Origin of the sequence: Idiomarina sp. HB, from assembly GCF_048059115.1 — a bacterium.
Lineage (GTDB): Bacteria > Pseudomonadota > Gammaproteobacteria > Enterobacterales > Alteromonadaceae > Idiomarina > Idiomarina abyssalis.
In genome coordinates, this window is the sequence record NZ_JAYLVU010000003.1 from 14,836 (window position 1) to 34,610 (window position 19,775).

The window sequence follows — 19,775 nt, forward strand, 5'->3', positions numbered from 1 at the left end:
TCGTCATGAAAAAACTTTTCCCGACACCTTGGCTGTCAGTATTTTTACTGGCTGTCTGGATACTACTGTTTAATTCTATTGCTCCCGGAGTCGTATTGCTGGGCGCCATATTTGCGTGGTTTGTTCCATTTCTTTTTCGCTCAGCATGGCCTAAATTCGCAACCATTAAGCGCCCAGATTTAGCGTTGGTTTATTTCTTTATTCTTTTAAATGACATTGTCGTCGCCAATTTTAAAATCGCAGGAATGATAATAGGAAAACCTCGCTCAATAAAACCGGCACTTTTCGTCTTTCCACTGGATATGAAAGAGGAACTACCCGTTACTATTCTTGCCAGCACAATCACATTAACGCCTGGTACTGTTTCTTGCGAAATAACTCGCGGACGTAAAGGGATTCTTATTCATGCATTCTCTGAGGAAAACCCCGAAGAAGTCATAAACACCATTAGAAATCGTTACGAGCGACGCCTGAAGGAGATTTTTAAATGTTAACGACAGTACTGCAAATTGCCTTCTTGCTATTCAGTTTATCGGTGTTGCTAAACTTTTGGCGGCTGGTTAAAGGCCCTGATTTACCGGACCGGATATTGGCATTAGATACCATTTATATTAACTCCCTGGCTTTATTACTTCTGCTGGGAATGTATCAGAACACCCAAACCTACTTTGAAGCCGCCCTGCTTATTGCCATGTTTGGCTTTGTTGGCACCATCGCCGCTGGTAAGTTTTTACTGCGCGGCGACTTAATAGAATAAAGGTAGACAATTATGGACGCACTAAATCAATTACCCGAATGGTCGCAATGGTTAGCTGCTTTTTTTATTCTTTTAGGCGCTTGCTTTGCTTTTATTGGCTCACTCGGTCTGGCTATATTACCTGACTTTTTTACCAGACTTCACGCTCCAACAAAGAACACGACAATTGGTATTGGCGGTATTGTTATTGCCACTATCATCATTACGGCAGCTCAGGGAACACCAAATTTTAATGAGCTTTTAATCGCCATTTTCTTGTTTTTGACGGCTCCTATCAGCGCACATATTATGGCAAAAGCAGCTCTGCATACGGAACTAAAAATGTTCAATCGCACAAGAGATTTCCGTCAGGAAGGTGATTCTTACGAACATATACTGCCCAAAGAAAAAGACATGGAACCCTAACAGGGAACCATGTCTTCAATTTTTTCTATACAGGCTTAAGGCTTTTTAGAAATAATACCCGAAGTTAATATTGAAACGGTCATTGACTTCCCCACCGTCTGTCGCTGTATTACCTCCAATAAAGGGTTGGTTTTTCGCTTTTACGTAATCAACGTAAGTGTAAAAGCCCCCGCCGGCTGCTACAGCGACACCCAACACATTCATCCAGGTATCGTCCTGATAACCCATTTTATCCGTCATTAAACTGTGGTCATTATAAAAGGTAAAGCTAGTAATAGGACCAATATCAACAGGTAAGGTGTAAGCCACGTTAGCGGTATAAAGCTTAGCTTCGGTTGGGATAGCGTCGTAATAAGCATAGGCAGCCATATAGACGCCTCTGTTTTCTAATTTCAAGTCATAGTCATAGTCAGAATACTGCAGCTGGACATTCCATGGCCCGTTATTATAAACCCCGTGAGCAGCCCATGCTAAACGATTACCAACATTTTGGTTTTCGTATTCTTGTGCTGCGGTAAAGCCTTCTCCTGCAGTTCCTGAATATAAGTTCCCCCCCTGAACCGATACACCGAGCTCTAAGTTTTCGTCATCACTGAAATTAAACTTACGAGCCGTACGGAATGCATAGCTATTACTTTCTCCAATAGGCAGTCCAGGTTCATCATAGGCACCCTGTCCTGGCAGCCTAATACCTACTGTATCGTAATTATAGCGAGCAGTTCTGTCAGAGGTTGAGCCATCGATACCACCTTGCTCATCAGACTTAAGATAAGCTAAATCAAAATCCCACTCGTCCCCCCGATACTTAAACCGAAGTCCATTATCGTGCTCATCTTCTAAACCGACATAAAAGGTAGTGTTAAAAAAGTAACTGTGGGAATTATACGGCATATTACCGAAAGGTATTTTTACGACACCAACCTGGCCTTGAAGCTTGTCAGTAAAATCATAACCAAACCAGGCATGTTTAACGACATCTTGATAATTGAACCAACGGTATTCGGCAGATAAAATCACTCCACCCATTTCGCCATCAAAATTCAGCCGGAAAATATCGAAATCTAAATCACCCATTCTGTCTTCATTATCAGAATCGTAATTATTGTATTCATACTGAAAACGGACCGCACCATGAACCTTTATTGGCCAATTTTCGTTTTCTTCCGTTCTTTTTTCCAACTCATCTAAACGAGCGTGAACACCTGAGTCATAGACAACTCTGCGCTTGCCATCACTTTTATCAGCTGTTGTTTCTTCCTCAATATCTTGTTCTTTGACAACAACAACTTCTTCTTCTTTCTCACTTTCTTCTTTTTCTGCTAAACGCTTTTCCAATTGAGCCAACCGCTCTTTAAGCGCTTGTATCTCTTGTTCGACAGAGTTACTTTCCTGTGGAGCGGCAACCACCGGACTTGCTGCAAGTACCGTAGCTGCAAAAAATAAGCTCTTTGACATAGGTTGACTCCCTCTGAGTATTACGCACTGATATGCGCTTTTATTATTAATTCTTTAATAAAAATAAATTATTTAATTTCAGATATTTGTACTCAACCTATTAAGGTTTAGATCAAAAAAAAGGCCTCCGCAAGGGAGGCCTTTGTATTTTTTACTTCGTTATCTGCGTTTAGACAACAGTAGCACGCTCTACGATTTCTTCCAGAGTCCAAGATTTATTCTTAGACAGCGGACGACTTTCGCGAACAATCACGGTGTCGCCAGCTTTACACTGGTTTTCTTCGTCATGCGCATGTACTTTAGTTGTACGCGTGATGTACTTCCCGTATACCGGGTGCTTTACACGGCGTTCAACAGCTACAGTGATGGTTTTATCCATCTTATCGCTGACAACTTTGCCTTGCAGAGTACGAACACGTTTTTCATCAGTCATTACGCACCTGCCTTCTCATTTAAGATGGTTTTAACACGTGCGATATCACGACGCACTTGTTTCATCATGTGAGTCTGATTCAGCTGACCAGTTGCCGCCTGCATACGCAGATTGAACTGCTCACGACGCAAGCCTAGCAATTCTTCCTGCAGCTGCTCAACGGTTTTATCTTTCAGTTCACTTGCTTTCATCACATTACCGTCCGAGTCACAAAAGTGGTTTTGAAAGGCAGTTTACGCGCCGCCAGGCGGAACGCTTCACGTGCCAACTCTTCAGGAACACCGTCCATTTCATACAGAACGCGACCTGGTTGAATCTGAGCAACCCAGTATTCGACGTTACCTTTACCTTTACCCATACGAACTTCTAAAGGCTTTTTGGTAATAGGCTTATCAGGAAATACGCGGATCCAGATTTTACCTTGACGCTTAACGTGACGAGTCATTGCACGACGGCCTGCTTCGATTTGACGCGCGGTCATACGACCACGATCAGTAGCTTTTAAACCAAAAGTACCGAAGCTGACTTTGTTACCAGACTGCGCCAGACCACGGTTGCGGCCTGTGTGAACCTTACGGAATTTTGTACGCTTAGGTTGTAACATATCGTCTCTCCTTACTTACGGTTCTTGCCGCGCTTAGGAGCTGGCTTTTCTTCAGTTGGAAGTCCACCAAGAACTTCACCACGGAAAATCCAGACCTTAACACCGATGATACCGTAAGTGGTGTTCGCTTCTGAGGTCGAGTAGTCGATGTCTGCACGTAATGTGTGCAGCGGTACACGGCCTTCACGATACCACTCAGTACGTGCAATTTCTGCGCCGCCTAAACGACCACTCACTTCAACTTTGATACCTTTGGCACCCAAGCGAATGGCGTTTTGTACAGCACGTTTCATAGCACGACGGAACATGACACGACGTTCCAACTGACCAGCAATATTGTCAGCTACTAGCTGCGAATCCAACTCAGGCTTACGAACTTCTGAGATGTTGATTTGCGCAGGAGCACCTGTCAATTTAGAAACTTGCTTACGCAGCTTTTCTACGTCTTCGCCTTTCTTACCGATAACCACACCAGGGCGTGCTGTGTGAATAGTCACACGAACGCTCTTAGCTGGACGATCGATAACGATACGAGAGACTGATGCGTTGCGCAGTTCTTTTGTCAGGAACTTACGTACCTGAAAATCACTGTGCAGGTTATCAGCGAACTCATTTGTATTCGCATACCAGGTTGCATTCCATGGTCTGGAGATACCTAGGCGAATACCATTAGGATGTACTTTCTGACCCATAATTTATCTCCTAGCTATCTGACACGACCACAGTAATGTGGCTGGTGCGCTTAAAGATACGATCGGCACGGCCTTTCGCCCGTGGCTTGATGCGCTTCATAGTAGGACCTTCGTCTAAAAAGACCCGGGCTACTTTTAACTCATCGATATCCGCACCTTCGTTATGTTCCGCGTTCGCGATTGCTGACTCAAGTACTTTCTTGATTAAGACAGCAGATGCTTTGGGGCTGTATGCCAGGATATCCAGTGCTTTTTCTACTGGAAGTCCACGGATTTGGTCTGCGACCAAACGGCCCTTCTGCGCTGAAACGCGGGCAAATTGGTGTTTAGCAATTGCTTCCATCACTCTCTACCTCTTACCGTTTCTTCGCTTTCTTATCAGCAGCATGGCCGCGATAAGTACGGGTTGGCGCGAATTCGCCTAATTTATGACCGATCATTTCATCTGTCACGTAGACAGGAACGTGCTGACGACCGTTGTGAACAGCGATTGTCAGGCCGATCATATCTGGGATGATCATTGAACGACGGGACCAAGTTTTAATTGGCTTTTTATCCCCGGCTTCCAACGCTTTCTCCACCTTATTTAGCAGGTGAAGGTCAATAAATGGACCTTTTTTAAGAGAACGTGGCATGTTTTATCCTCAACTCTTATTTGTTGCGACGGCGTACGATGAACTTATCAGTACGCTTGTTTTTACGGGTTTTGTAGCCCTTGGTCGGCGTGCCCCATGGAGTCACAGGATGACGTCCACCAGAGGTACGGCCTTCACCACCACCGTGAGGGTGATCAACTGGGTTCATCGCCACACCACGAACGGTAGGACGAATACCACGCCAGCGGTTTGCACCGGCTTTACCCAATTGACGCAGCATATGTTCTGCGTTACCTACTTCACCGATAGTTGCACGACCTTCAGACTGAACGCGACGCATCTCACCTGAACGCAAACGAACGGTAACATAAGCACCGTCACGAGCAAGAATCTGGCAATAAGCACCCGCTGAACGAGCCATCTGTGCGCCTTTACCTGGCTGTAACTCTACTGCGTGAACAACACTACCCACAGGGATGTTGCGCATTGGCAGACTGTTACCAGGTTTAATCGGTGCATCAACACCAGACTGGATACGATCGCCTACAGATAGGTTTTTCGGAGCCAGAATGTAACGGCGTTCACCGTCAGCATACAAAACTAAAGCGATATTCGCTGAACGGTTAGGATCGTATTCAATACGCTCAACCTTTGCAGGGATACCATCTTTATTACGTTTAAAGTCGATTACACGGTAGTGGTGTTTATGTCCACCGCCAATGTGACGAACCGTGATACGACCGTTATTGTTACGACCACCAGACTTGCTGTTTTTTTCCAGCAATGGTGCGTAAGGCTTGCCTTTGTACAGGTCCTGACCGACGACTTTAACGACGTGGCGTTGACCCGGAGACGTAGGCTTACTTTTAACTACAGCCATGTTTATTCCTCCTGTTACTCAGCGCCGCCAGAGAAGTCAATGTCAGCACCTTCATTCAAGGCAACATACGCTTTTTTCCAGTTACTGCGTTTTCCAAAACGGAACCCAGTACGCTTGGTTTTACCCTTTACGTTTACTGTACGTACGTTTTTGACTTCAACTTCAAACAGTTTTTCGACAGCCGCTTTAATTTCGGATTTCGTCGCATCAACTGCTACTTTGAAAACAACCGTGTTGTTGCCTTCAGCAGTCATAGTCGATTTTTCCGAAACGTGAGGTGCTAAAATCACTTTAAGCAAACGTTCTTCGCGCATCATGATAACACCTCCTCAAGCTGCTTGACGGCGTCTGCAGTCATCAGCACTTTCTCGAAAGCAATCAGACTGACAGGGTCGATACCCTGAACATCACGCACGTCGACTTTATGCAAGTTGCGAGAAGCTAAGAATAAGTTCTCATCAACTTCTTTAGTCACGATCAAAACGTCGTTCAGATCCATTTCTTTCAGTTTCGCTGCCAGCTGTTTTGTTTTTGGTTCTTCAACACCAAACTTCTCAACAACAATCAAACGTTCCTGACGAATCAATTCCGACAAAATGCTTTTAATCGCACCGCGATACATTTTTTTGTTAACTTTCTGGCTGTGATTTTGCGGCTTAGCTGCAAAAGTCGCACCACCAGAACGCCAGATAGGACTACGGATTGTACCTGCACGGGCACGACCAGTACCTTTTTGACGCCAAGGCTTCTTACCACCACCGGCTACTTCAGAACGAGTTTTCTGAGCTTTAGTGCCCTGACGAGCACCTGCAGCGTAAGCTACAACTACTTGATGGACAAGGGCTTCATTAAACTCACGTCCAAAGGTAGCTTCGGAAACCTCAAGAGCGCCTTTTGCGTCTTTCAATGTTAATTCCATCACTATTCTCCTCAGACGTTACGCCTTGACCGCTGGTTTAACGATCACATCACTACCGGTTGCACCCGGGACCGCACCTTTGATCAACAACAAACTGCGTTCTGCATCAACTCGAACTAATTCAAGTGACTGCGTAGTGACTCGCTCATTACCCATCTGACCAGCCATTTTCTTGCCTTTGAATACTTTACCAGGCGACTGGTTTTGACCGATTGAACCCGGTGCACGGTGGGACAATGAGTTACCATGAGTAGCGTCCTGCATGCTGAAGTTCCAGCGCTTCACAGTACCGGCAAAGCCTTTACCTTTAGAAGTACCAGTAACGTCTACTTTCTTAACTTCTGCGAAAATATCAACAGTCAGTTCAGAACCAACCGCGTAATCTTCGCCTTCGCCGTTTTTCAGGCGGAATTCCCAAAGACCACGACCTGCCTCTGTACCAGCTTTAGCAAAATGACCTGCTAAAGGCTTGGTTACACGGCTCGCTTTCTTCTCGCCTGTGGTCACTTGAAGGGCACGGTAACCGTCAGTGTCATCAGATTTAACCTGAGTCACACGGTTCGCCAGCACTTCGATCACAGTAACAGGAACAGAAGCGCCGTCTTCCTGGAAGACACGCGTCATTCCTACTTTACGACCGACTAGACCTATAGCCATTGTTAAAACCTCTCGTGTGTAATCCTATTACTGCCCACTTAACCCAAGCTGATCTGTACATCAACGCCAGCTGCCAAATCTAAACGCATAAGCGCGTCAACCGTTTTGTCAGTAGGGTCCATGATATCAATCAGACGCTTGTGGGTGCGGATTTCGTACTGGTCACGCGCGTCTTTATTCACGTGTGGAGAAGTCAGCACGGTGAAGCGTTCTTTCCGAGTTGGCAGTGGGATAGGGCCACGTACCTGAGCACCAGTGCGTTTTGCAGTTTCAACAATCTCTGCAGTCGACTGGTCGATCAGACGGTGATCGAACGCTTTCAAACGAATCCGAATTCTTTGATTAGCCATAAATAAATCAAAGCCTCAATAAAAGAGCATTTAAAAAAGAGCACAGAAAATCGCAACCTCCCTGGCACATACCGGGGGTGCGACATTCTACGTCAACCGTTCAGTCCCCAATCGGGACTGTTGTCGAACGCCTTTTACACGGCCAAAGCCGATAAACTCAAAAGACGTGGCCGCGAATTATACCGATTCACGGCCGGGTGTCAAGCCCTTAATGTGTTTCGGCGTAGTCTTCCACTTGTTCCCAAACACGCATTAAATTACCACCCAGAATCATTTCAATTTCTTTATCTGAGTACCCTCTGTCCATTAAGCCCTGAACAAGGTTTGGATAGGTAGATACATCTTTTAAGCCGACCGGTAATGAATCACCGACACCGTCATAATCTGAGCCAATACCTATATGCTCAACGCCAATTAAGTCGCGCACGTGGTCGATATGGTCCAGAACTGTATCTAATGTCGCAAACGGGTACGGATTATTTGCCTCTATGTCTTTAATGCGACGTTTGGCTTCATCGCTGTCTTCACCATACTGCTCTTTTACAGCATTAATACGCTTTTTCATCATATCGCGGTAACGGTTTGCCTGCTCAGCCAAAAACGATGAACCAAAGTTAATCTGGATAACACCTTCATTTTCCGCTAAAGCTTTTAGCATGTCATCGCTCATATTACGCTCGAAACCGGGGGTGTATGAGCGCAGCGACGAATGCGAAGCTATGACTGGCACGTCACTAATTTCGACGGCCTGGTAGAACGCCTCATCGGAGATGTGAGAAACATCAACCATAACGCCAACTTTGTTCATTTCTTTGACCAGTTCCTTACCAAAGGGGCTTAAACCATCCCACTGGCGGCGAATGTCATAAGAGGAATCAGAAATGTGATTAGATAATGAGTGAGCCAGAGTAATGTAGCGAATGCCACGCTCATAAAACATGTGCAAGTTATCAAGGTCACCTTCAATTGGTGTCCCATTCTCCATCCCCAGAGCAATAGACATTAGCCCTTGCTCTTTATTACTACGGATGTCATCCGTACTATAAGCCATGGCAAACTTATCAGGGGCTCGTGCAACCAGAGCTTCCATGCCATCAATAAGTTCGTGAGCCAGTTGAACACTGCCACCGCTTTGCTCATAAGAAGCTGGAATATAAATTGACATGAAAGGCGCATCCAGGCCGCCTTCAACAGCGCGAGGGTAGTCAAAATCGCCTTCGGCAGTCGCTTCTGTTACATCTTCCCATTTATCGTGAATTCGGTAAGGCACATCAATATGTGTATCAACCAGAAGGTACTCTTTTGCCAGCCTTTCAGCTTTATCACTCGCTGTATACTTTGCTTGTTCAGCGTTACCTTCTGTGGGCTGTGCGGCTGTTGCGCAGCCAGTTATTACGGCCAGCACGGACGCGGCTATCAGAGACTTAAACATACGTATTCCTCTTTTATTGTTATAACGAGATATACGCAGAGTACCAAAAGTCTAGCTGTGCCGCATTAGGGATGCGCTGAAACTTATGACAGCGCCGACGACTAACGTTCCTAATACCGGCGCGGTCAACCAAATGAGCCACCATTGATCTAATAAAATCATGGGAGCTCCCTACTGAGTCTGCTGACTTTTTTCTTCGGACGCTTTACTTTGAGTTTCAGTCAACTGCAGACTGGAAAACAATTCAAGGCCCCACTCCTGAATAGAATCAGAAACTGACTGCTTGATAGTTTCCATACCTTGCTCTGATATTTCAGCAATCTGAGCTTGTATCTCAGCAGCGATAGAATCTCTATTATCATCGGCAGCTGAAGCCGATGCGCTGAACAACATAACACCACTGACAACACTTACGATTAACGCTTTCATAATTTTTCTCCTTTGAATAAATGACAGTGCGTTAGTTAAGTCGCACTAACTAATTCAAAGGTTGTGCCAGCTTTTTAATTTTATTTAAGATATTGTTTTATATGGATTTAGTAAACTAACAGTAAAAACCTTACCTTCAGCAGGTTAGTGTTTTTCACTAATTTTTAGTGTATTTATGAGGTTAGTGACGAAACATGTTGACTGTGGTCATCCCGAAACGCCAAGGCACCGTAAAGCAATTGCTCTGCACAAGTCGCCCTCGGACCTTTCACACTAAGATACTGTCGCCAACGCTTCCCCCCGGCCATTCCCTGAAAGAGTCCCAGCATATGTCTGGCCACGTGCCATGCTCGGCCACCCTGACGGATATGGTTATCGATATAAGGTATCATTGCGGTAACAATCGCTTCCCGGGACAACTCTGACCGCTCAACACCCGTCAACGAATCCAACTCAGTCAACAACCAGGGGTTCTGATAAGCCGCGCGCCCTATCATCACACCTTGAACTTGAGCTAAATGCTCTTTAACGTCCTCAATAGTTGCAACTCCGCCATTAATCGAAACAGGAATACCGGGATACCGCTGTTGTGCCCGGTAAACACGCTCATATTGCAACTCGGGAATATCTCTATTTTCTTTAGGACTCAGGCCTTGTAACCAAGCTTTGCGCGCATGCAAAGTCAATTGGTCGGCACCTGCTGCGACTACGGCATCAGTTAGCTGATAAAGGAAGTCATCGGAGTCCTGATGGTCTATTCCGAGTCGGGTCTTTACCGTTATGGGAATATCGGTAACCGCTTTCATCGCTCTCACACAATCAGCTACTTTTTTAGGTTCCGCCATTAAACATGCACCAAAACTTCCATTCTGAACCCGGTCAGAAGGACAACCAACATTAATGTTAACTTCATCATAGCCCCGCTCTTGGGCTAAAGCGGCACAGTGAGCCATTGCGTCAGGCTCAGAGCCTCCCAATTGAAGCGCAACGGGGTGTTCCTCTGAGTTGAATGCTAAAAAATCCTGTTGGCCATGAATAATAGCGCCAGTCGTCACCATTTCAGTATAAAGAAGTGTGGTTGATGTTAGTAAACGATGGAAGTACCGACAGTGACGATCGGTCCAGTCCAGCATAGGCGCTACTGAGAGCTTGTAAGAATATGGTACAGCCAAAACATCCACCCGGTTAAAAAGTTAGTCAATAAATTTCGAGTAATTGCCTGACATTTTAACTCAGAATAGGCGACTAAGCAGCCTCTTCCGTAAAACCCTTTTCCTTGCCTGTAAAACTCTCTACAATGACCAGAACGATCTTAAATAGTAGTAGACAATGACAGCTCAAGAAGCACAACGATTGATACATAAAGCAGAGAAGCTCTGCCAGCAACGCGGTGCCCGACTCACAAATGCCCGGCGCGAAGTTTTTGCAATACTCGCTGAGCACTCAGGAGCTGTCGGAGCCTACGATTTACTCGATCAACTGCGTGAGGTCATGCCAAACGCAAAACCTCCTACTATTTATCGCGCTTTAGACTTTCTACAAGAGCAAGGCTTCGTTCATAAAATCACATCATCAAACAGCTTTGTTCTTTGCTCACATTTTGATCATCAGCATCCTGTGCAAATGCTCATTTGTGAATCCTGCGGAGACGTTCAGGAAATTCAGTCTGAGGGTGTTTATGACGAGTTAAAGCACCAGGCGGAAGATCAAGGCTTTAAAGTTCAAAACCAAACTATAGAGGCACATGGCTTGTGCGCTAAGTGCCATTGAATAGTTGTACCCATAAATAATAAATAACAATAGGTAGCACAATGAAACTCAGTCATCTTATAGCGGCTGCAGCGGTTTGCTTTACCGTAAACCAAGCGGCAACAGCCCAGGCATTCGAGGATAAGTTCCGTCAACTGAACGACGACAAATTTCGCAGTCCAAATATCTACCGGACAGCGTCCGGAGCGCCCGGCCACGCATACTGGCAACAAGAAGCCGATTATAAGATCCAGGTCGCGTTAGATGACGAGAATCAACGTATTACCGCTAAAAGCACCATTACTTACACCAATAACTCACCAGACACCCTGCGTTACTTGTGGGTTCAGCTTGATCAAAACCGATTCAAAAAGGACTCTATCGGGCCACAAAGCCGGGCCACAGGAAGTTTAGAGCGTGTTAGTTTTTCCCGTATGGAAAGTATGTTAACTCAGGAAAGCTTTCCTGCTGGCTATGAGCTTACTGAAATCAGTAAAGAAAATGGTGAACCGCTTGCGCATTATGTTAACGACACCATGTTACGGCTTGATCTCAGTGAGCCGCTAAAAAGTGGTGATAGCGTCACATTTAATATCAACTGGCAATTCAACATCATTGAAGCTGAGGTGCTGGGCGGTCGCGGCGGCTACGAATACTTTGAAGAAGACGGCAACTACTTGTACGAAATGGCACAGTGGTTCCCTCGTATGGCAGCGTATTATGACGCTGAAGGTTGGCAGAACAAACAGTTTGTCGGCAATGGGGAGTTTGCTTTGGAGTTCGGTGACTACCGTGTAGAAATTACGGTTCCGGCGGATCACATTGTTGCCTCTACCGGTGTTTTACAGAACCCGGAAGATGTTCTGACGTCCATCCAACGCCAGCGTCTGGAAGCTGCACGTAACGCCGACGAACCAATAAAAATTGTTACCGAAGAAGAAGCTCTGGAGAACCAAAAAGAAGGGACCAGCGAAACCAAAACCTGGATTTTTGAAGCTGAGAAAGTTCGTGATTTTGCCTGGGCTTCCTCACGCAAATTTATCTGGGACGCTCAGGGCTACAAGAAAAACGACACTGATGTACTGGCTATGTCCTTCTACCCCGAAGAAGGCAACCCTTTATGGGAGCGTTACTCAACGGCTTCTATTATCCACACCATTGAGCATTACAATGACTATAGCTTTGACTACCCCTACCCGGTAGCAATTTCAGTCAATGGGCCTGTCGGTGGTATGGAGTACCCAATGATAACCTTCAATGGCCCTCGTCCATACGTTGACGAAGACTCGGGTGAGAAGTACTACTCCAAACGCACGAAATACGGCCTTATTTCGGTCATTATTCACGAGATTGGTCATATTTACTTCCCGATGATAGTCAATACGGATGAGCGTCAATGGACTTGGATGGACGAAGGAATAAACACGTATTTGCAATTCCTGGCTGAACAAAAATGGGAAAAAGATTACCCTTCATGGCGTGGTGAGCCGCGTAACATTACCCGTTACATGGCCAGTAGTAACCAGATGCCCATTATGACCAACTCAGAGTCTATCCTGCAGTTCGGTAATAACGCCTATGGGAAGCCAGCTACCGCTCTAAATATACTGCGTGAAACTATTGTCGGTCGCGACCTGTTTGATTTCGCATTTCGCGAATACGCGCAGCGTTGGAAATTTAAACGCCCGACACCAGAAGATTTATTCAGAACCTTAGAAGATGCTTCAGGGGTCGACTTGGATTGGTTCTGGCGCGGCTGGTTCTATTCGACTGACCATGTCGATATTTCATTAGAACAAGTTAACCAGTTAACGATTAATACTCAGGATCCGGAAGTTGAAAAGGCCTGGGCTGAAAAACAACATGATGCAGAGCCTGAGTCTTTAACCACCAAGCGCAACGCCGATGTTAATTACAAAATTCATCAACAACCACAGCTTGCCGACTTCTATAATGAAAACGATGAGTTTACGGTAACTAATGCAGACCGTAACGAATACAGAAAACTCATTGAAGGACTCAATGACGAACAGAAACAAATGCTGGAAAACGGCAGTAATTTCTATGTGCTCGACTTTGCTAACAAAGGCGGCTTAGTTATGCCTATCTTGCTAGACCTTCACTATGAAGACGGTACTAAAGAGCATGTTCGTATTCCTGCTGAAGTTTGGCGACGTTCACCAGAGAGCGTCAGTAAGTTATTAATCCGTGATAAAACGCTTACTCAGGTCATTGTTGACCCTAACTGGGAAACAGCAGACGTAGACACCGATAATAATTATTGGCCGGCTCGTGCTGTACCATCACGAATTGAGCTTTTCAAACGAGATGACCGTAATAAGAGCATGATGGAAGACTATAACCAGGAGTTGGAGTCAGGTAACGATGATTAAATTCGTTGCTGCTATTGTTCTGACTTTTGCGCTGATACCCTCGGTATCAGCGCATCGGTACTTTTTTGGGTTGACCGAAATTAGCACCAACAAGAACACCGATGCTATTGAAATTGTGCATCAATATACTTTGCACGACGTACAGCAGGCGCTGAAAAAGCGGCTGGGTAAAGCCTTCAGACTTGAGCAAGAAGATGCGGAAAAGCAAATTCGTAACTGGGTAAATGAAGAATTTCAACTCACTGACTCTCAGGGAGAAGCCGTTAAACCAAGCTGGGTAGGTTTTGAAGCAGACTATCAGAAAATTTGGATTTATCAGGAAGTCCCTAAGCGTGATAACCTGTGCAGGTGGACATTATCCAATACGCTTTTGATGAACAATTTTTCAGCACAGGTAAATACTATCAATGTTGTTGATGACTATGGTAATCGTAGTCTAATTTTAACCATTGAAAACACATCTGACACCATTAAGTGTCAGCAAGATATAAAGGAATAAACAATGAATGCCGAGTTCGTAAATCCATTTCTTCAAGCACTGCAAAATGTCTTGTCGATGATGGCTCAAATGGAATTGAAACCCGGTAAGGCGCAGCTTAAAAAAGATGAGTACGCTCGTGGGGATGTATCGGGCATCATCGGTATGGTTGGACCGCAAATTAAAGGCTCATTTTCCATATCTTTTGAAGAGAACTTAGCCTGTGAAATAATGAACAAGATGTTAGGCGAGCTGCCGGACTCAATTAATGAAGATGTGTGTGACATGGTCGGTGAAATCACCAATATGGTCACTGGTGGCGCAAAAAAAACTTTAGGTGAAAAAGGCTATGATTTTGATATGGCAACACCGATAGTAGTATCCGGAAAGGACCATACCATTTCGCACAAATCAGAAGGTTCAAAACTGATTATGCCGTTCAATCATGTCGCCGGAAAAGCTTATATTGAAATCTGCTTCGACAAAATTAACTAGCGACGATTAGTAACGGTCGTCGCTAATGTTGCGGGCATAGTTATCGAACCTCGATAATTGGCCATGGAACTTCAGCTCTACCTTACCAATAGGCCCGTTACGCTGCTTACCAATAATAATTTCCGCCAGGCCTTGCTCCGCTGAGTCGGGATGATAAACCTCATCCCGATAAATAAACATAATAACATCCGCATCCTGCTCAATAGAGCCTGATTCACGTAAGTCTGAGTTAACCGGACGCTTGTCCGAGCGTTGCTCCAGGGAACGGTTAAGCTGCGATAGCGCGACAACCGGCACTTCCAGTTCTTTCGCCAGCGACTTTAGAGAGCGCGAGATCTCGGCGATTTCCAGTGTCCGGTTCTCCGACATGCCCGGCACTGTCATGAGCTGAAGGTAATCGACCATAATCATAGAAATACCTTTGTGCTCTCTATGAATGCGGCGGGCGCGGGAACGGACTTCGGTAGGCGTTAGGCCTGAAGAGTCGTCTATGTAAATATTGTTTTTGTCATTTAGCATATTCATGACCGACGCAATGCGCGCCCAGTCATCATCTTCAAGTTTACCCGTACGCACCTTATTCTGGTCAACCCGGCTTAGCGATGCCAGCATACGCATCATCAGCTGCTCGGCTGGCATCTCTAAACTAAAGACCAACACCGGGCGGTCGTCATTAAGTGCAATATTCTCAGCCAGGTTCATGGCAAAGGTTGTCTTACCCATAGACGGACGTGCTGCAACTATCACCAAATCGGAAGGTTGTAACCCGGCAGTCATCTGATCTAAGTCGGTAAAGCCGGTCGACACACCGGTTACGCCATTATTGTTTTTCAGTTTACTTAATTGCTCAATACGGCTAACCGTGCGCTGCAAAATCAGGTTAATGCCTTGCGGCCCTTCACTTGAGCTGACACGTTTCTCTGCTATCTGAAAGACTTTAGATTCGGCTAAGTCTAAAAGCTCTGCGCTGCTGCGCCCTTGTGTATCATAGCCGGACTCAGCAATTTCATTTGCTGCACCTATCATCTCGCGCAATACCGCTCGCTCGCGGACAATATTTGCGTAGGCGAGTATATTAGCGGCACTTGGTGTATTTTTTGCAATCTCTCCCAAGTATGCGAACCCGCCAACCTGTTCTAATTCACCAGAGCTTTCCAGGGTCTCAGAGACGGTAACTAAGTCCATTGGCTGACTACGCTGCGCAAGCTCGTGCATTGCTTTGAAAATGAGTCGATGCGAGCGGTGATAGAAGTCTTCTGCGATGACACTGCCGGCGACATTATCCCAGGCATCATTGTCCAGCATGAGTCCACCAAGAACGGACTGCTCGGCTTCAATTGAATGTGGAGCTGATCTTAAAGCTTCTATGGATGCGTCGCGTTTTTTTGACTTCTCTGCCATGAGGAAAGTTGTCTCGCCAAGGGAAATAATAAGAGGGGATTACTATACAAAATCCCCTCTTATTTAGAAAGCACAGCAAGGCTTAACTGAAGTATTTAATTTTTATCGAGTGTAATTTCACCGCTAACGGTTGTCGCCGAAACATCCGCACTTGCATCACCGACAGAGAACTCGAGTCTGGACGATGGTCCCCACTCTGCTTCATTAGCTTTATCATCAGTTAGTCGGTTGGTAATTTCACCACCCGCATTAGACTTAATATTAAAGCTGGAATGAATATCGCCCATCCACTTAAAGGTTAAGTCACCACTTACCGAACTGGACTCTATGCGAGCAGTACTGTGCAAGCCGGCGGTCAGTATGGCGTCGCCACTGACTGTTGTCACTTTCCCTTTGCGCAGTACACCGGCTTTAACATCAATATCGCCTGAAACTGACTGCACTGTAAGTTCCGTAACAGAATCTGACTGGCTGGTAATATCACCGCTTACTGACTGATAAGTCGCTGACTCTGAACCATTGTTAATGTCCATAATGTCGCCACTAACGGTTTCGAAGCGAACCTCTCCTTCAAGTTCTTCAGCATCGATATCACCGCTGACAGTCTTTAAAAGCACCCGGTTTTTGATGCTACTGACCTCTATGTCACCACTAACCAAGCGGATTTCCAGGCCGCCATCAAAGTCATTTGCAGAGACATCCATGGAGACACCATTGACACTAATATCCATAGATGAAGGCAGGTATATTTTGAGATCTGAACCTTCAGAGTCGTCTGAAGACAAGTTAAAGCCTCTTTGTTCAGGTACTTTTACGTTAATGTGAACCCCTGTCCCCCTCTGTTCAAAAACAAAGTCTTCCGCTTTTTCATCGAGTTTTCCCACAACCCGAATTTCATCTTTGTCATTTACTATAAGCTCAACCTTCCCTCTCATATTATCAATAGAGACCCTTGCCGCTGGTGAAACAGCCAGCGTTTCATCCACCTTTTCCTGAGCCGCTATAGCAGAACCGAACATAAGTAGCGATAAACCAACTATGGTTAATATTTTTTTCATTTTTAACTCCTGGTTAGATTTCTTGTACGGTCTTGGTCAACGTATAAGATTGACTAAGTAACTCTAATTCCTGTTCATTAACCCAACGCAATAATTCCAATAAATTCGGGTCTCCGGGAGTTTTGCGCAGGGACTCTGTAATTTCTTCTCTGGCAAAAGCCAGCTGGGTTAAATTCTCCTCAGTATTACCATTCATCTGTCGGTAACCTGCCGTTTCATAGCCAACACGCATGCTATATATTTGTGCCTGTTGCTCTGCATTCATTTTTTCCGCCAATAAATAGTACCCGGTCACGGGATTATCCGATGACTTCGGCACACTAAGCTGCCATCCTGCCATGAAGGTAGCAATAACAATACTGGCGGCTACCGCACCAGACCAAAAACCCCGCCCTTTTTTTGCCAGAGGCTCGGAGTGACTCAGTCGGTTCTCAATCACCGGCCAGAAGTCTTGAGGAGGCTCAATACCCTCCTTTTTAATCTGTTCGAGTTGGTCTTCAAGGTTTTGAGCCTGTTTGTTATCACTCATCTTGTAGCCACTCCTCTAAACGTTTACGAGCCCGGTGAAACTGCGCTTTACTGGTGCCTGGCGCAATTCCCAGCCAGTCGGCAATTTGTTGATGGGACTCACCTTGCAAAGCATGTAAAACAAAGACCTGCCGAGTCTGTTCCGGTAATTTTAAAATCAGTTTATCCAGTTGGCTCACATCGAGGTTACCTTCATTTATTGGTTCTGAAGTCTCTTTGCTGTCAGAGGTAAACCTTGAAAACCATCGCTTTTGTTTACGTATTTCGGTTAGGCAGATATTGGTTGTTACTCGATACAACCAACTACTAAATTTTGATTCGCCCCGAAAAGAGCCTAATTTTTGCCAGAGTTGCACAAAAACTTCCTGAACTAAGTCATCTGCTAGTGCCTTATCAGCACAGAGTCTAAGCACTAATCCATACACTTGCTTTATATGTCGGTAATACAGTCGCTGAAAAGCGTCCACGTCACCTTGCGCCGCTAATAGCACGTCATCACTGGCTGGTTCACGTTGCAAGGTTATCTCCCTGATACCACTTTATAATTGCTTTGTGAGTTTAGACGACACTTACACAGGAAAGGTTTACACGAATGAAAATTTTCCAAAAAAAAAGCTGCCATAAGGCAGCTTTTTCTAAAAACTATAGTGACTTACTCAGCCGCTACAATTTTCAATTTGATGTTCGCAAATACATCAGCGTGTAAATGTAATTCGATATCGAACTCACCAACTTCACGCAGTGTACCGTGCGGCATTAATACTTCGCTCTTCTTCACTTCAACGCCTGCAGCTGTTACTGCATCAGCGATGTCACGAGTACCGATAGAACCAAATAATTTGCCTTCATCACCTGCTTTAGAGGCAATAGTAACTGTATCTAAAGCATTAACTTTTTCAGCACGGGCTTCGGCAGCAGCTAAGTGATCAGCTAATTTAGCTTCATACTCAGCACGACGTTGTTCAAACAGTTCAACGTTGCTTTTCGTTGCCGGTACTGCTTTTCCTTGTGGGAAAAGAAAGTTACGTGCATAACCTGATTTTACACTGACTTGATCGCCAAGGCTTCCCAAGTTAGCAATTTTATCTAACAAAATGACATTCATTTCTCGCTACCTCTACTTTTGGTAATCGAACCGGTGCTAGCTTACTGATGTGAATCAGTATAAGGCAGCAGTGACAAATAACGAGCACGCTTGATAGCGCGCGCTAACTGACGCTGATACTTAGCGGATGTTCCAGTAATACGGCTAGGAACGATTTTACCAGTTTCAGTAATGTAGTTCTTAAGCGTAGCGATATCTTTATAATCAATTTCTTTTACGCCATCTGCTTTAAAGCGGCAGAATTTGCGGCGACGAAAAAAACGAGCCATGATGGTCTCCTTAAATCAATTCGAGATGCTGAGCATGAAGTACCAAACGAGGTGAGCCATTGCTATCCTCGTGACGGTGCAGAAAACCTTCTGCTAAAACTTCACAACCCACCGTCAATTTTTCTAACCAGTGTTGTAAACCTTCACCACTTAAAACGACCTGAATACGCACATAAGATTGACGATTCATACCAGCTTCCGGTTGCATAGACCGATGTTCAATCACTAATTGTAAATGCTCAATACCTGAAGGGCTGGTTTCCAGCTTAGGTACTTTGCCAAGTGTTCCGGTTAAATGCAGTCGATTCATAAGGGTTATAGAAAGTCAGCAAGCTTACGCTGCTTCACTGTCACCTTTACGATCTTCCTTCGGCTTAGTCAGCGGCGAAGGCTCTGTAATAGCTTCTTTCTTACGCATGATCATGTTGCGTAAGACTGCATCGTTGAAACGGAATGCAGTTTCCAGCTCTTCCACAACTTCTGCAGACGCTTCAATGTTCAACAGAACATAGTGTGCTTTATGCAGTTTGTTGATTGGGTAAGCCAATTGACGACGGCCCCAGTCTTCTAAACGATGGATTTGACCACCACCTTGCTTGATCGTTTCGCTGTAGCGCTCGATCATGCCAGGTACTTGCTCGCTTTGGTCCGGGTGGACCATAAATACGATTTCGTAATGACGCATTACAG

General features: G+C 45.2%; 30 protein-coding genes. 7 read left to right on the forward strand and 23 right to left on the reverse strand.

Annotated elements, in window-relative coordinates:
• The first annotated feature begins 5 nt into the window (after window positions 1-5).
• From VBY75_RS09395 to VBY75_RS09405, 3 genes are read left to right on the forward strand one after another with little or no spacing between them, the layout of a single operon-like run.
• Window positions 6-494 (forward strand): Na+/H+ antiporter subunit E, encoded by a 489-nt coding sequence (locus VBY75_RS09395; RefSeq protein WP_224798154.1) that lies wholly within the window; start codon window positions 6-8, stop codon window positions 492-494.
• A complete protein-coding gene (locus VBY75_RS09400; protein ID WP_054489107.1) occupies window positions 488-757 on the forward strand; it encodes a K+/H+ antiporter subunit F in 270 nt (89 codons plus the stop codon). Before VBY75_RS09395 ends, VBY75_RS09400 begins: the two co-directional genes overlap by 7 nt.
• 12 nt (window positions 758-769) lie before the next feature.
• Window positions 770-1,162: a Na+/H+ antiporter subunit G gene (locus VBY75_RS09405; protein WP_054489109.1), complete on the forward strand. Its 393-nt coding sequence runs from the start codon at window positions 770-772 to the stop codon at window positions 1,160-1,162.
• A gap of 45 nt (window positions 1,163-1,207) precedes the next feature.
• Here VBY75_RS09405 and VBY75_RS09410 read toward each other — a convergent pair whose 3' ends face one another.
• The 15 genes from VBY75_RS09410 to dusA form a co-directional block, all read right to left on the reverse strand.
• Window positions 1,208-2,617, reverse strand: coding sequence for a carbohydrate porin (locus VBY75_RS09410; RefSeq protein WP_278356594.1), 1,410 nt, complete (start codon window positions 2,615-2,617; stop codon window positions 1,208-1,210).
• Between the two features lie 169 nt (window positions 2,618-2,786).
• Window positions 2,787-3,050 (reverse strand): 30S ribosomal protein S17, encoded by a 264-nt coding sequence (rpsQ, locus tag VBY75_RS09415; RefSeq protein WP_054489112.1) that lies wholly within the window; start codon window positions 3,048-3,050, stop codon window positions 2,787-2,789.
• Entirely contained in the window at window positions 3,050-3,241 is a 192-nt protein-coding gene (gene rpmC, locus VBY75_RS09420; protein ID WP_011235145.1) for a 50S ribosomal protein L29, read from the reverse strand. Before rpmC ends, rpsQ begins: the two co-directional genes overlap by 1 nt.
• The gene (gene rplP / locus VBY75_RS09425; protein ID WP_011235146.1) at window positions 3,241-3,654 is read right to left on the reverse strand and encodes a 50S ribosomal protein L16; all 414 of its coding nucleotides are present in this window, start codon (window positions 3,652-3,654) and stop codon (window positions 3,241-3,243) included. The genes rpmC and rplP overlap by 1 nt, the downstream gene beginning before the upstream one ends.
• A gap of 11 nt (window positions 3,655-3,665) precedes the next feature.
• The gene (gene rpsC / locus VBY75_RS09430) at window positions 3,666-4,346 is read right to left on the reverse strand and encodes a 30S ribosomal protein S3 (protein ID WP_054489113.1); all 681 of its coding nucleotides are present in this window, start codon (window positions 4,344-4,346) and stop codon (window positions 3,666-3,668) included.
• A 10-nt stretch (window positions 4,347-4,356) separates the two neighbouring features.
• On the reverse strand, window positions 4,357-4,689 hold the full coding sequence (gene rplV / locus VBY75_RS09435; RefSeq protein WP_054489115.1) for a 50S ribosomal protein L22: 333 nt from the start codon (window positions 4,687-4,689) through the stop codon (window positions 4,357-4,359).
• A 13-nt stretch (window positions 4,690-4,702) separates the two neighbouring features.
• Window positions 4,703-4,981, reverse strand: a complete 279-nt coding sequence (rpsS, locus tag VBY75_RS09440; protein WP_034822534.1) for a 30S ribosomal protein S19 — start codon at window positions 4,979-4,981, stop codon at window positions 4,703-4,705.
• Window positions 4,982-4,997: 16 nt separating this feature from the next.
• Window positions 4,998-5,822, reverse strand: coding sequence for a 50S ribosomal protein L2 (rplB, locus tag VBY75_RS09445; RefSeq protein ID WP_011235150.1), 825 nt, complete (start codon window positions 5,820-5,822; stop codon window positions 4,998-5,000).
• A 14-nt stretch (window positions 5,823-5,836) separates the two neighbouring features.
• On the reverse strand, window positions 5,837-6,139 hold the full coding sequence (gene rplW, locus VBY75_RS09450) for a 50S ribosomal protein L23 (protein ID WP_054489117.1): 303 nt from the start codon (window positions 6,137-6,139) through the stop codon (window positions 5,837-5,839).
• Window positions 6,136-6,741: a 50S ribosomal protein L4 gene (rplD, locus tag VBY75_RS09455; RefSeq protein WP_054489119.1), complete on the reverse strand. Its 606-nt coding sequence runs from the start codon at window positions 6,739-6,741 to the stop codon at window positions 6,136-6,138. Before rplD ends, rplW begins: the two co-directional genes overlap by 4 nt.
• A gap of 18 nt (window positions 6,742-6,759) precedes the next feature.
• Window positions 6,760-7,398, reverse strand: coding sequence for a 50S ribosomal protein L3 (rplC, locus tag VBY75_RS09460; RefSeq protein WP_054489121.1), 639 nt, complete (start codon window positions 7,396-7,398; stop codon window positions 6,760-6,762).
• 38 nt (window positions 7,399-7,436) lie between these two features.
• Window positions 7,437-7,748, reverse strand: coding sequence for a 30S ribosomal protein S10 (rpsJ, locus tag VBY75_RS09465; RefSeq protein WP_053954198.1), 312 nt, complete (start codon window positions 7,746-7,748; stop codon window positions 7,437-7,439).
• Window positions 7,749-7,956: 208 nt separating this feature from the next.
• Window positions 7,957-9,168, reverse strand: coding sequence for a dipeptidase (locus VBY75_RS09470; RefSeq protein WP_404813281.1), 1,212 nt, complete (start codon window positions 9,166-9,168; stop codon window positions 7,957-7,959).
• A 183-nt stretch (window positions 9,169-9,351) separates the two neighbouring features.
• Window positions 9,352-9,609, reverse strand: coding sequence for a hypothetical protein (locus VBY75_RS09475; RefSeq protein ID WP_054489123.1), 258 nt, complete (start codon window positions 9,607-9,609; stop codon window positions 9,352-9,354).
• A gap of 173 nt (window positions 9,610-9,782) precedes the next feature.
• Window positions 9,783-10,781 (reverse strand): tRNA dihydrouridine(20/20a) synthase DusA, encoded by a 999-nt coding sequence (gene dusA, locus VBY75_RS09480; RefSeq protein WP_416512208.1) that lies wholly within the window; start codon window positions 10,779-10,781, stop codon window positions 9,783-9,785.
• Between the two features lie 157 nt (window positions 10,782-10,938).
• Here dusA and zur point away from each other — a divergent pair, with 157 nt between their 5' ends.
• The 4 genes from zur to VBY75_RS09500 are packed head-to-tail and all read left to right on the forward strand — an operon-like array spanning window position 10,939 to window position 14,724.
• Window positions 10,939-11,379, forward strand: coding sequence for a zinc uptake transcriptional repressor Zur (gene zur / locus VBY75_RS09485; protein ID WP_054489128.1), 441 nt, complete (start codon window positions 10,939-10,941; stop codon window positions 11,377-11,379).
• 41 nt (window positions 11,380-11,420) lie between these two features.
• Window positions 11,421-13,751, forward strand: coding sequence for a M1 family metallopeptidase (locus VBY75_RS09490; RefSeq protein ID WP_199494399.1), 2,331 nt, complete (start codon window positions 11,421-11,423; stop codon window positions 13,749-13,751).
• Entirely contained in the window at window positions 13,744-14,250 is a 507-nt protein-coding gene (locus VBY75_RS09495) for a DUF6702 family protein (RefSeq protein ID WP_199494398.1), read from the forward strand. Before VBY75_RS09490 ends, VBY75_RS09495 begins: the two co-directional genes overlap by 8 nt.
• A gap of 3 nt (window positions 14,251-14,253) precedes the next feature.
• Window positions 14,254-14,724, forward strand: coding sequence for a chemotaxis protein CheX (locus VBY75_RS09500; RefSeq protein WP_199494397.1), 471 nt, complete (start codon window positions 14,254-14,256; stop codon window positions 14,722-14,724).
• Between the two features lie 6 nt (window positions 14,725-14,730).
• Here VBY75_RS09500 and dnaB read toward each other — a convergent pair whose 3' ends face one another.
• The 8 genes from dnaB to rpsF form a co-directional block, all read right to left on the reverse strand.
• Window positions 14,731-16,125, reverse strand: coding sequence for a replicative DNA helicase (dnaB, locus tag VBY75_RS09505; protein WP_199494396.1), 1,395 nt, complete (start codon window positions 16,123-16,125; stop codon window positions 14,731-14,733).
• 95 nt (window positions 16,126-16,220) lie between these two features.
• The gene (locus VBY75_RS09510) at window positions 16,221-17,183 is read right to left on the reverse strand and encodes a DUF4097 family beta strand repeat-containing protein (protein WP_271331808.1); all 963 of its coding nucleotides are present in this window, start codon (window positions 17,181-17,183) and stop codon (window positions 16,221-16,223) included.
• 13 nt (window positions 17,184-17,196) lie between these two features.
• Complete coding sequence (locus tag VBY75_RS09515; RefSeq protein ID WP_287818112.1) at window positions 17,197-17,712, reverse strand: hypothetical protein; 516 nt, start codon at window positions 17,710-17,712, stop codon at window positions 17,197-17,199.
• Entirely contained in the window at window positions 17,705-18,229 is a 525-nt protein-coding gene (locus tag VBY75_RS09520) for an RNA polymerase sigma factor (RefSeq protein WP_222235647.1), read from the reverse strand. The genes VBY75_RS09515 and VBY75_RS09520 overlap by 8 nt, the downstream gene beginning before the upstream one ends.
• Window positions 18,230-18,363: 134 nt before the next feature.
• Entirely contained in the window at window positions 18,364-18,816 is a 453-nt protein-coding gene (rplI, locus tag VBY75_RS09525) for a 50S ribosomal protein L9 (protein WP_054489146.1), read from the reverse strand.
• Window positions 18,817-18,857: 41 nt separating this feature from the next.
• Window positions 18,858-19,085 carry a 30S ribosomal protein S18 gene (gene rpsR, locus VBY75_RS09530; protein ID WP_011235166.1) on the reverse strand — a complete coding sequence of 76 codons (228 nt, stop codon included), beginning with the start codon at window positions 19,083-19,085 and terminating at the stop codon, window positions 18,858-18,860.
• A gap of 10 nt (window positions 19,086-19,095) precedes the next feature.
• A complete protein-coding gene (gene priB / locus VBY75_RS09535; protein WP_011235167.1) occupies window positions 19,096-19,395 on the reverse strand; it encodes a primosomal replication protein N in 300 nt (99 codons plus the stop codon).
• Between the two features lie 24 nt (window positions 19,396-19,419).
• Complete coding sequence (gene rpsF, locus VBY75_RS09540) at window positions 19,420-19,770, reverse strand: 30S ribosomal protein S6 (protein ID WP_054489148.1); 351 nt, start codon at window positions 19,768-19,770, stop codon at window positions 19,420-19,422.
• Window positions 19,771-19,775: the final 5 nt, after the last annotated feature.